General features: G+C 40.6%; 7 protein-coding genes. 6 read left to right on the top strand and 1 reads right to left on the bottom strand.

Annotated features, from left to right (window positions below):
• Positions 1-93: 93 nt before the first annotated feature.
• Positions 94-1,260, top strand: a complete 1,167-nt coding sequence (gene sucC / locus ACLCEG_RS13780) for an ADP-forming succinate--CoA ligase subunit beta (protein ID WP_001048573.1) — start codon at positions 94-96, stop codon at positions 1,258-1,260.
• A gap of 14 nt (positions 1,261-1,274) precedes the next feature.
• Positions 1,275-2,165: a succinate--CoA ligase subunit alpha gene (gene sucD / locus ACLCEG_RS13775; protein WP_000114637.1), complete on the top strand. Its 891-nt coding sequence runs from the start codon at positions 1,275-1,277 to the stop codon at positions 2,163-2,165.
• Positions 2,166-2,576: 411 nt separating this feature from the next.
• On the opposite strand, the gene trpS is transcribed toward sucD, so the two are convergent.
• Complete coding sequence (trpS, locus tag ACLCEG_RS13770; RefSeq protein ID WP_004705897.1) at positions 2,577-3,590, bottom strand: tryptophan--tRNA ligase; 1,014 nt, start codon at positions 3,588-3,590, stop codon at positions 2,577-2,579.
• A 205-nt stretch (positions 3,591-3,795) separates the two neighbouring features.
• On the opposite strand from trpS, the gene ACLCEG_RS13765 reads away from it, so the two are divergent.
• The 4 genes from ACLCEG_RS13765 to ACLCEG_RS13750 all read left to right on the top strand — a co-directional run.
• Positions 3,796-4,725 carry a DUF808 domain-containing protein gene (locus ACLCEG_RS13765; RefSeq protein ID WP_348916362.1) on the top strand — a complete coding sequence of 310 codons (930 nt, stop codon included), beginning with the start codon at positions 3,796-3,798 and terminating at the stop codon, positions 4,723-4,725.
• A 26-nt stretch (positions 4,726-4,751) separates the two neighbouring features.
• Complete coding sequence (locus ACLCEG_RS13760; RefSeq protein WP_191001196.1) at positions 4,752-5,651, top strand: neutral zinc metallopeptidase; 900 nt, start codon at positions 4,752-4,754, stop codon at positions 5,649-5,651.
• A 231-nt stretch (positions 5,652-5,882) separates the two neighbouring features.
• Positions 5,883-7,385 carry a cation:proton antiporter gene (locus ACLCEG_RS13755; protein ID WP_004705905.1) on the top strand — a complete coding sequence of 501 codons (1,503 nt, stop codon included), beginning with the start codon at positions 5,883-5,885 and terminating at the stop codon, positions 7,383-7,385.
• 444 nt (positions 7,386-7,829) lie between these two features.
• Positions 7,830-12,528: Ig-like domain-containing protein (locus ACLCEG_RS13750; protein ID WP_410567925.1), on the top strand; the 4,699-nt coding region annotated here is incomplete at its 3' end.

The following is a 12,528-nucleotide window of genomic DNA, read 5'->3' as shown; positions in this document are numbered from 1 at the left end:
ATCAAGTTGATAGACGTAGACAGCAATTTGCATATACAACATGAGAATGTTGCGCAAATTGAAGACAACAAACAAAGTTAAGTAGGTAACTAAATGAACTTACATGAGTATCAAGCTAAAGCGTTATTGAAAGAATATGGTATGCCGGTACAAGAAGGTATCTTGGCAACCAATGCAGACGAAGCAGTTGCTGCATTTGAACAGCTTGGTGGTAAATTCGCTGTAATGAAGGCGCAAGTTCATGCTGGTGGTCGTGGTAAGGCTGGTGGCGTTAAAGTTGCAAAATCTAAAGAAGATGTTATCGAATTTGCAAACAATATCATTGGTACTCGTCTTGTAACGTATCAAACTGATGCAAATGGTCAGCCAGTAAACAGCATCATTGTTGCTGAAGACGTATATCCAGTTGAGCGTGAGCTTTACTTGGGCGCGGTTGTAGACCGTTCTAGCCGTCGTATTACTTTCATGGCTTCTACAGAAGGTGGTGTAGAAATCGAGAAAGTTGCTGAAGAAACTCCAGAAAAAATTATCAAAGTTGAAGTTGATCCATTAGTTGGCTTACAACCATTCCAAGCACGTGAAGTTGCGTTTGCTTTAGGTTTGAAAGACAAACAAATCGGTCAATTCGTAAAAATCATGACAGCTGCTTACCAAGCATTTGTTGAAAACGATTTTGCTTTATTTGAAATTAACCCACTTTCAGTTCGTGAAAATGGCGAAATTTTATGTGTAGACGCGAAAGTAGGTATCGACTCTAACGCGCTTTACCGTTTACCTAAAGTTGCTGCTTTACGTGACAAATCTCAAGAGAATGAGCGTGAATTAAAAGCATCTGAATTTGATCTTAACTATGTTGCTTTAGAAGGTAACATTGGTTGTATGGTTAACGGTGCTGGTCTTGCAATGGCAACTATGGACATCATTAAACTTTATGGTGGTCAGCCTGCAAACTTCCTTGACGTTGGTGGCGGTGCAACTAAAGAGCGCGTAATCGAAGCGTTCAAAATCATCCTTGCTGATACATCTGTACAAGGTGTTTTAATCAACATCTTCGGTGGTATCGTACGTTGTGACATGATTGCTGAAGCAATTATTGCAGCGGTTCAAGAAGTAAACGTAACTGTTCCAGTTGTTGTTCGTTTAGAAGGTAACAACGCTGAGTTAGGTGCTAAATTACTTGATGAATCTGGTTTGAAATTAATTTCTGCGAACGGTTTGTCTGATGCCGCAGAAAAAGTTGTAGCTGCAGTTAAAGCGTAAGGGGAGTATCAATCATGAGCGTATTAATTAATAAAGACACTAAAGTATTGGTACAAGGTTTTACTGGTAAAAACGGTACTTTCCACTCTGCACAAGCTTTAGACTACGGTACAAAAGTTGTTGGTGGTGTTACTCCAGGTAAAGGTGGTACAACTCACCTTGACTTACCAGTATTCAACACAATGAAAGAAGCTGTACGTGAAACAAATGCAGATGCATCTGTAATCTATGTACCAGCTCCATTCGTTTTAGACTCAATCGTTGAAGCGGTTGATTCAGGTGTTGGCCTAATCGTTGTGATCACTGAAGGTGTTCCAACAATCGACATGCTTAAAGCAAAACGTTATTTAGAAACTAACGGTAACGGTACTCGTTTAGTTGGTCCTAACTGCCCAGGCGTGATCACTCCAGGTGAATGTAAGATCGGTATTATGCCTGGTCACATCCACCAACCAGGTCGTATTGGTATTATCTCACGTTCAGGTACATTGACTTATGAAGCGGTTGCTCAAACAACTAAGCTTGGTTTAGGTCAGTCTACTTGTATCGGTATTGGTGGTGACCCAATCCCAGGTATGAACCAAATTGAAGCTCTTCAATTGTTCCAAGACGATCCAGATACTGATGCAATCATCATGATCGGTGAAATTGGTGGTACAGCGGAAGAAGAAGCTGCTGAATTCATCAAATCTAACGTGACTAAGCCTGTAGTAGGTTACATCGCTGGTGTAACTGCTCCTAAAGGTAAGCGTATGGGTCACGCTGGTGCGATCATTTCTGGTGGTCAAGGTACTGCTGAAGAGAAATTTGCTGCATTTGAAAAAGCAGGTATGGCTTACACTCGTAGCCCAGCTGAGCTTGGTTCAACTATGTTGCAAGTATTAAAAGAGAAAGGTTTAGCTTAATAGCTTCCTTGAATCTTTAAAAAATACCGCATCTGAAAAATGATGCGGTATTTTTTTTGCATCATTGAAAAGTAGCATAAAATGAAATAAGAAATAATAAGGCTAAAAAAAGACAAAAAAATACGCAATGATTGGGGTGATCACTGCGTAGAACAACGAATCTGTTAAAAACAGTTTCGGCTTAAGGAGAAATGTCGTGAGGTTCATATCAACCTACTTGAGCTATATTAGTTAAGGTTTAATATTTCTTCATTAAGGTTCGCGTTAATTAGTGTTACTTCACGTTAAAAGGGTAAGTGCATGTGAATCATTATAAATATATTAACAATGTAAATTTTTAAACTATTGAATCTTAATGTAATTATAAAAAAAAGCCCCGTAGGGCTTTTTACTTATATGTTTACTCTAGAGTTAAAACTTAAATAAGCCTAAGCCATCTTTAACTTCATCTAAAGTTTGTTGAGTAATGATTCTGCATTTGTCAGTACCTTGACGTAAAACATCCATAATGTAATCAGGATCTTTAGCAAGTTCTTCGCGACGTTCACGAATAGGTGTAATTAATTCTTTTAACACACCTTCAAGACGTTTTTTAACAGTACCATCACCAAGACCACCGCGGCGGTAGTGAGCTTTTAATTCTTCAACTTCTTCTTTATTTGGATCAAATGCATCTAAATAAGTAAATACAATGTTTCCTTCAACTTGACCTGGATCTTCAATACGAAGGTGATTTGGGTCTGTGTACATTGCATTTACAGCTTTTTTAATGTCTTTGTCAGAAGCATTTAAAACAATAGTATTGCCTAATGATTTAGACATTTTTGCTTTACCATCAAAACCTGGTAAACGAGCCATATTAGAAAGTAAGGCTTTACATTCAGGTAAAAGGTCTTGACCAATTTGGCGATTCACACGACGGACCACTTCATTGGTTTGTTCAATCATTGGAATCTGATCTTCACCCACTGGTACTACAGTTGCTTTAAAAGCCGTAATATCAGCAGCCTGTGCAACAGGGTAGCAAAGGAAACCAGCAGGAATGTCACGCTCAAAACCACGCATTTGAATTTCAGATTTGATGGTCGGGTTACGTTCTAAACGAGCTACCGTTACAAAGTTAAGATATAACATTGTAAGCTCATTCAATGCTGGTAAACATGACTGTACGCAAATCGTGGTCTTAGTTGGATCAATACCAACTGCTAAATAATCTAGAGCAACTTCCAAAATATTGCGACGTACTTTATCTGGGTTATCTGCATTGTCAGTTAGGGCTTGTGCATCTGCTAATAAGAGATGTTGATGATGGCTATCCTGTAAACCTACACGTGAACGCAAAGAACCGACAAAATGCCCAAGATGAAGTTGTCCGGTTGGGCGGTCGCCTGTCAAAATAATTGGACGCTGATCGACATTACTCATTATTTATTCCACTATCGTATTGGCTTAATCAGGGATAGTAAGCCCTGTAATATAAAGATTGGCATTATTGTACGGGAAATAAAATTTTTTCGTCAGCGATTGGTTAAACTTTCTTAAAATAATATTGTGAATTTATTCAGTAAAATTACAGAAATTAGAATATTTCATCTTACAATAGCCAGATAAATACAAACTTGGATAAGAAATGGCAAGTGGCTTACTTTTATTACTAGATGATATTGCAACAATTTTAGATGATGTCGCTTTAATGAGCAAAATGGCAGCAAAGAAAACTGCTGGTGTTTTGGGAGATGATTTGGCTTTAAATGCACAACAGGTAACAGGTGTGCGGGCTGATCGTGAACTGCCTATTGTGTGGAAAGTCGCTAAAGGTTCATTAGTAAATAAGCTTATTTTAGTACCTTTGGCTTTATTAATTAGTGTGATTGCTCCTTGGCTGATTAACCCGCTATTGATGCTAGGTGGCTTATTTTTATGTTATGAAGGTGTTGAAAAGGTCCTTCATACCATCATGCATAAAAAAGCATCGACCTCTGAAGAAGCAGAAAAAGAGTATAATAATGAAGAGTTGGATTTAGAAGCTTTTGAAAAAGAGAAAGTAAAAGGAGCTATTCGAACTGACTTTATTTTATCTGCTGAAATTGTTGTTATTTCTTTAGGTACGGTTGCTACTGCTGCTTTAATGACAAAAATAAGTGTGCTTAGCATTATTGCTGTTGTGATGACGCTAGGTGTTTATGGCTTGGTTGGTGTGATTGTTAAAATTGATGATTTAGGATTATATTTAACAAAACAAGCTGCTTCTTTCAAACAGACATTAGGCCGTGGGTTACTTGCTTTTGCTCCTCTTTTGATGAAGTTACTTTCTATTGTTGGAACGATTGCAATGTTTTTAGTAGGTGGAGGGATTATTAACCATACGATTCCTTTACTTCATCATATTACTGAAGATACGGTTGATCATTTAGAAACTATACCTGCGGTCGGAAATATTATTGGTGCTTTAACACCAACATTGATGAACTTTGCGACAGGAATGATTGCTGGTGCAGTTGTATTACTTATCGTAAGTTTAATACAAAAAATTTGGCCTAAAAAAGCATCGAACTCTTGATGCCATTCTAAAATAAGAGGGAAATTATGCGTTGGAGAGATCGTAGAGTCAGTACCAATGTTGAGGACCGTCGAGGTGGGGGCGGTGTTAAAGCAGGTGGTATTAGTATTATTGGTTTGGTCGTAGCATTTGTTGCATGGAAATTTTTTGGCGTTGATCCACAAATGGCCTATCAGGCAACGCAGCAGGTTACTGCTTCACAACAATCAAATGAAACTGCACCGCAAACTTTAACACCTGAGCAAAAAGAAGCTTCAGATTTTGTTGGAACAGTATTAGCTGATACAGAAGATACCTGGACACCTATATTTAAACAGTTAGGTAAAACTTATACGCCACCAAAGTTAGTTTTATTTAGTGGAATGACTCGTTCAGGTTGTGGCACTGCTCAATCTGCAATGGGACCCTTTTATTGTCCGGCTGACCAGAAAGTTTATATTGATACTGAATTTTTTAAAGATATGCGTGAGCAAATGGGTATCTCGGGTGAGCAAAATAAATCAGAGCTCTCTCGCCAAGATCAGGCAGGTGATTTTGCACAAGCCTATGTTGTTGCGCATGAAGTGGGCCATCATGTTCAAACCTTGCTTGGTATTTCTTCGCAAGTGCAACAAGCTCGTTCGCAAGTCAGTCAGAAAGAAGGTAATCAGTTATCTGTTCGTCAAGAGTTACAAGCTGACTGTTTAGCAGGTATATGGGCAAATCATAATCAACAGCGTACTCAGTTTTTAGAGGCAGGCGATGTTGAAGAAGCAATGGATGCTGCTCAAAAAATTGGTGATGACTATTTACAAAAACGTGCAACAGGTCAAGTTGTGCCTGATAGTTTTACCCATGGCACTAGTGAGCAAAGGATGCACTGGTTTCAAGTGGGCTTAAAGTCAGGTGATATTAATCAATGCGATACTTTTAATAACTCTATTTGAACTACAAAGATGAGTTTGCCATAGGTTCATGTGAGCTCATCTTTTCATAATCTCTCTGATTCATAATTAATGTTAAGAAATTTAACTGATTGCTATAGTGCTTAGCGTAATTCGTTAAACTTATATTCTATTTTTAATTGTTTGGGCGCACATGAAGTGCCCATTTTCTCGCTCTGTTCAGTTTAGCTGTCTAGGTTTTTATTTGGTCATTGACCCAGAAGAAGGGTGTTCATGGGTAATTTTTTCTTATTACAAGCATTTACGGTTGTATTTGCCTTATCAATTGCAACCACTATATTCAATAAGCGTATTTTAGGCTTTCCTCAAGCGATTGGCGTACCTCTTGTTTCTGCAATTTTTGTCTTCATTTTGCAATGGGGCGCCAGTCTGTTAAATGGTAATCAGTTCATTAGCATTAATATTCATAATATTGAAAATGCAGTTCGAAATATTGATTTCTATGATTTTTTAATTAATGGTGTTATTTGTTTTATTCTGACATCTTCAGCACTTAAATTTAAAATTTCAGATTTAAGAAGTTATTGGAAACAGATTAGTATTTTAGCAACGATTGCACTCGTTATCTGCGCAGTATTGTTTGGTGGTTTACTTTATGGTTTCCAATTATTGATTGGCCATCATGTACCAATATTGGTTCTTCTATTGTTAGGTGCTGCCTTGGGTGCAACAGACCCCATTGGTATTAAAGGCGTTTTAAGTTCGATTCGGGCACCTCATCATCTTATTGTGAAATTAGAAGGCGAGTCTTTATTTAATGATGCGATGTGTATTGCATTATTTATGACACTACTTAATGTTTTACAGGGTGAACATTTTTCATTAGTTGCAACGTTGGAAGCTTTACTTTATGAAATTGTGGTCGCCATTGGTATTGGATGGGCATTTGGTATAGGAACATTACGTCTATTACGTGGTAAGCACGAAATGGAATCCTTGATTTTAACGACGGCATTGCTGGCCAGTGGCGCATATCTGGTGGCTTTATTCGCCCATGCATCTGCACCAATTGCTTGTGTGATTGGGGGATTAATTGTTGGTAATAAATGGAAAGAAATTCGTGAAGAACGTGAGATTAGAGAAGTTAACCATTTTTGGCATACAGTAGAAGGAATTATCAATTCATTCTTATTTACTTTAATTGGTCTTGAATTATTTATTCTAGATTTAAACTTTAGTCTGATTTTGGGTGGAATTGTTGCTTTCCTTATTCTGCATATTTCGCGTTTTGCGGCAAACTTTATGTCTTTTGCCTTCTTCCCAACAATGCGAAAGACCAAAAGTTACAATGGTAGTTTAACCATTTTATCTTGGGGAGGGGTTAGGGGTGGCATTTCACTTGCTTTAATTTTAGCAGTTGCAAATATTCCCGCGCTTAGCCCTTATAGTAGTATTCTCATTGGATACACCTTTATTAGTGTATTGTTATCTGGTGTAGTGTGTGGTCTGGGCTTACCAGCGGTAATGAATGCCTTTTATTACAATCCAAATGAAGAAAAGGAAGGGCTTAAAGGTTTTTACCAAAAACTATGTCATAAAATGAACCGCCGTGGTTTTCAATATGTAGTTGGAGAAGATGCTTTGGGGAGAGAAACAATTACAATCTTTAATCCAGACGTTATTGTTGATCAAAAAACTGAAGATGGTATTGCAACTATGCATGATCCAAATAAGTTACAAGAAGTAAAACGCTTTGAAAGCCCTGATAATTTTTAGAACAACTTAAAAGTATATTTAATTATATTTAAAAAGTATGGCTTTAGTGTAATAGTAAAATATTCACTAGGGCCATTTTTTTTCTATATGTATCATTAATAATATATTTTATTTCATTGAGATATTAAAAGTTATTAAATAAAGATTCGAATTAAGATAATTTTCAATAATTAAAAGCTAAATTTGTTTTATATATAAAACATTTAATTTATGTTTATTTAAAATTATAAGAATAAGAACGAGAATTTTATTTATATAAAATTTGTATTAATTGCTTTTTTTTCTTTGAGGACTTTAGTATTTGTTTTTTTTATTTTAAAGTGGTTAATGTAAAAATGATCACATTACTTAATGTTTTTAAGTTGTAGGTCAAAAACTCAAAAGCATTAAGTAAAAAAATATACATAAAATCATTCAAATCAATAATATAAAAGGAATATAGATATGCCTGAAATACAAATTATTGCCAAGGAAAGTCATGATACCTTGTCAACAATAAAAGGGACTTCAGCCAAACTCTCAGAAGCTTCGGTTGTAGTGGTAAAGGTAGCTGCTAGTGATGTATTAGTAGTGAATAGGGAGGGTACCAATGCAGTAATTCGTCTTAAAAATGGCGAAACTATTGTTATTGAAGGTTTCTTTAGTGGTACAGCTGAACCTGCGGACAATAGTCTTGTTTTTCAAGACCAAAATGGACAGTTGATTTGGGCAAAATTTAAAGATGCTGAAAATGATGCAGATGCAGATAGTGATGCAGATGCAGATGCTGATAGTGATGTGGCACCACAAGCACTTTTAGGTGAAGATTTACCAGCAGCATTGCCAGCAGAAGCTCCACAAGGATTAGTATCTGATGTTATTTATCAGCCTATTTCTTCAATTCAACCATTACTTTATCACGATGCTGGCTTGAACCCATGGTTGTTAGCAGCGATACCTTTGGTTGCTGGTGGTATTATTGCTGCTGCATCAAATAGTAGCAATGACTCTTCAACACCTTCAGATACTACGCCTCCAAACACAAATGGCGTTACTTTCTCAGTTGATCCTATTACTTCTGATAATGTTATTAATGGAACAGAGGCTGCTGGTAATATTACAATTACAGGCAGCTTAAAGAATATCCCAGCAGATGCAGTAAATACAGTCGTTACAGTAGTTGTTAACGGGGTAACATATACTGCAATTATCGATAAAGTAGCAGGTACATGGAGTGCAGTTGTACCAGGCAGTGGATTAATTGCAGATAGTGACAAAACGATTGATGCAAAAGTTACATTTACTGATGCAGCGGGTAATAGTAGCAATATCAATGAGTCAAAATCTTATACTGTAGATACTACAGCACCAGATGCACCAGTGATTGATCCGATCAATGCAAGTAATCCTGTCACAGGTACGGCAGAACCAGGTTCAACAGTGAAGGTAACTTTCCCGGATGGCAGTACAGCAACAGTTGTTGCAGGCCCTGATGGGAAATGGACAGTACCAAATCCAGGTGATCTCAAAGATGGTGATAAAATTACAGCAGTGGCAACTGACCCTGCAGGCAACCCATCAAATCCTTCAACTGGTACTGTAGATGCAGTTGCACCAACAGTAACTGTAACGACAGCATTGACTAATGACAGTACACCTGCATTAACAGGTACAGTAAACGATCCAACTGCGAAAGTTGTGGTGACTGTCGATGGTGTGAACTATCCAGCGACGAACAATGGTAATGGTACCTGGACGCTTGCAGACAATACGCTTCCTACATTGACAGATGGTCCACATACGATCACTGTGACTGCAACAGATCCTGCAGGTAATGTGGGAACAACAAATGCGGTGGTGACAGTAGATACCACAGCACCAAATGCACCAGTGATTGATCCGATCAATGCAAGTAATCCTGTCACAGGTACGGCAGAACCAGGTTCAACAGTGAAGGTGACTTTCCCGGATGGCAGTACAGCAACAGTTGTTGCAGGCCCTGATGGTAAATGGACAGTACCAAATCCAGGTGATCTTAAAGATGGTGATAAAATTACAGCAGTGGCAACTGACCCTGCAGGCAACCCATCAAATCCTTCAACTGGTACTGTAGATGCAGTTGCACCAACAGTCGCTGTAACGACAGCATTGACCAATGACAGTACACCTGCATTAACAGGTACGGTAAACGATCCAACTGCAAAAGTTGTGGTGACTGTTGATGGTGTGAACTATCCAGCGACGAACAATGGTAATGGTACCTGGACGCTTGCAGACAATACGCTTCCTACATTGACAGATGGTTCACATACGATCACTGTGACTGCAACAGATCCTGCAGGTAATGTGGGAACAACAAATGCGGTGGTGACAGTAGATACCACAGCACCAAATGCACCAGTGATTGATCCGATCAATGCAAGTAATCCTGTCACAGGTACGGCAGAACCAGGTTCAACAGTGAAGGTGACTTTCCCGGATGGTAGTACAGCAACAGTTGTTGCAGGCCCTGATGGTAAATGGACAGTACCAAATCCAGGTGACTTGACTGATGGTCAAACAGTGACTGCAACAGCGACTGATCCAGCAGGCAACCCGTCATTACCTGGTTCAGCAGTAGTAGATACAGTTGCACCAACAGTCGCTGTAACGACAGCATTGACCAATGACAGTACACCTGCATTAACAGGTACAGTAAACGATCCAACTGCGAAAGTTGTGGTGACTGTCGATGGTGTGAACTATCCAGCGATGAACAATGGTGATGGTACCTGGACACTTGCAGACAATACGCTTCCTGCATTGACAGATGGTCCACATACCGTGACTGTGACAGCGACAGACCCTGCGGGTAATGTGGGCACAATAAATGCGGTAGTAACTGTTGATACCACTGCACCAAGTGCACCGGTGATTGATCCAATCAATGCAACTAACCCGATTGCAGGTACAGCAGAACCAGGTGCGACTGTAAAAGTCAGCTTCCCGGATGGCAGCACTGCAACTGTAGTTGCAGGTCCTGATGGTAAATGGACAGTGCCAAACCCAGGTGATCTTAAAGATGGTGACAAAGTTACAGCGATCGCAACAGATCCTGCGGGTAACCCATCAGCTCCGTCAACAGGCACAGTCGATGCAGTTGCGCCAACAGTAACTGTAACTACTACCTTAACCAATGACAATACACCGCCATTAGCGGGTACGGTGAACGATCCGACTGCGAAAGTGGTGGTAACTGTGGATGGTGTAAGCTATCCAGCGGTGAACCATGGTGATGGTACTTGGACACTTGCAGACAATACACTGCCAGTGTTGACGGATGGTCCACATACGGTGACTGTGACCGCGACAGACCCTGCGGGCAATGTCGGTACAGGCACTGGCGTATTGACGATTGATACTGTAGCGCCGACTGTTACTTTAAGTGATGTATTAACGAATGACAGCACACCGCCATTAATAGGTACTGTGAACGATCCGACTGCGAAAGTGGTAGTGACCGTCGATGGTGTGAACTATCAGGCAATCAATAATGGCAACGGCACCTGGACGCTTGCAGACAACACGCTTCCCGTGTTGACGGATGGTCCACATAACGTGACTGTGACTGCGACAGATCCTGCAGGTAATGTCGGAACAACAACTGGGGTGTTGACTGTAGATACTACAGCAGCGCACTTACTTGGCCCGATTACAGTACCAGATGATCTAAATGGTGATGGATTCATTAATGCAGCAGAACTTGGCACAGACGGTAGCTTTAATGTCCGTGTAGCGTTGGGCCCTGATGCAGCAGTGGGTACTGTTGTAACTGTTAACGGCATTAATCACACAGTGAATGCCACTGATCTAAGCAATGGCTATATCACAGCAGCAATTCCTGTGACAGCTGATGGTCCAATCACTATCCATGCACAAGCAGTGGATTCTCAAGGCCATATCAGCAGCCCAGCAAATGTCATAGTAACTGTCGATACCACTGCACCAAGTGCACCGGTGATTGATCCAATCAATGCAACTAACCCGATTGCAGGTACAGCAGAACCAGGTGCGACTGTAAAAGTCAGCTTCCCGGATGGTACAACAGCAACTGTGGTTGCAGGTCCTGATGGTAAATGGACTGTGCCAAACCCAGGCGACTTGACCAATGGTCAAACAGTGACAGCAACTGCGACAGATCCTGCAGGCAATACTTCATTACCAGGTAGTGCTGTGGTAGATACAGTTGCACCAACCGTGACTGTGACAGCTGAGTTAACCAATGACAATACACCGCCATTAGCGGGTACGGTGAACGATCCGACTGCGAAAGTGGTGGTAACGGTGGATGGTGTAAGCTATCCAGCGGTGAACCATGGTGATGGTACTTGGACACTTGCAGACAATACACTGCCAGTGTTGACCGATGGTCCACATACGGTGACTGTGACCGCGACAGACCCTGCGGGCAATGTCGGTACAGGCACCGGGGTATTGACGATTGATACCACTGCACCAAGTGCACCAGTGATTGATCCAATCAATGCAACTAACCCGATTGCAGGTACAGCAGAACCAGGTGCGACTGTAAAAGTCAGCTTCCCGGATGGTACAACAGCAACTGTGGTTGCAGGTCCTGATGGTAAGTGGACTGTGCCAAACCCAGGCGACTTGACCAATGGTCAAACAGTGACAGCAACTGCGACAGATCCTGCAGGCAATACTTCATTACCAGGTAGTGCTGTGGTAGATACAGTTGCACCAACAGTGACTGTGACAGCTGAGTTAACCAATGACAATACACCGCCATTAGCGGGTACGGTGAACGATCCGACTGCGAAAGTGGTGGTAACGGTGGATGGTGTAAGCTATCCAGCGGTGAACCATGGTGATGGCACCTGGACACTTGCAGACAATACACTGCCAGTGTTGACCGATGGTCCACATACGGTGACTGTGACCGCGACAGACCCTGCGGGCAATGTCGGTACAGGCACTGGGGTATTGACGATTGATACCACTGCACCAAGTGCACCAGTGATTGATCCAATCAATGCGACTAACCCGATTGCAGGTACAGCAGAACCAGGTACGACTGTAAAAGTCAGCTTCCCGGATAGTACAACAGCAACTGTGGTTGCAGGTCCTGATGGTAAGTGGACTGTGCCAAACCCAGGCGACTTGA

This window comes from Acinetobacter sp. H1(2024), from assembly GCF_046557555.1.
In the GTDB taxonomy this organism is placed as follows: Bacteria; Pseudomonadota; Gammaproteobacteria; order Pseudomonadales; family Moraxellaceae; genus Acinetobacter; species Acinetobacter seifertii.
The sequence above is the reverse complement of the archived record's forward strand: the minus strand, read 5'-3'. Positions and strand labels throughout refer to the sequence as shown.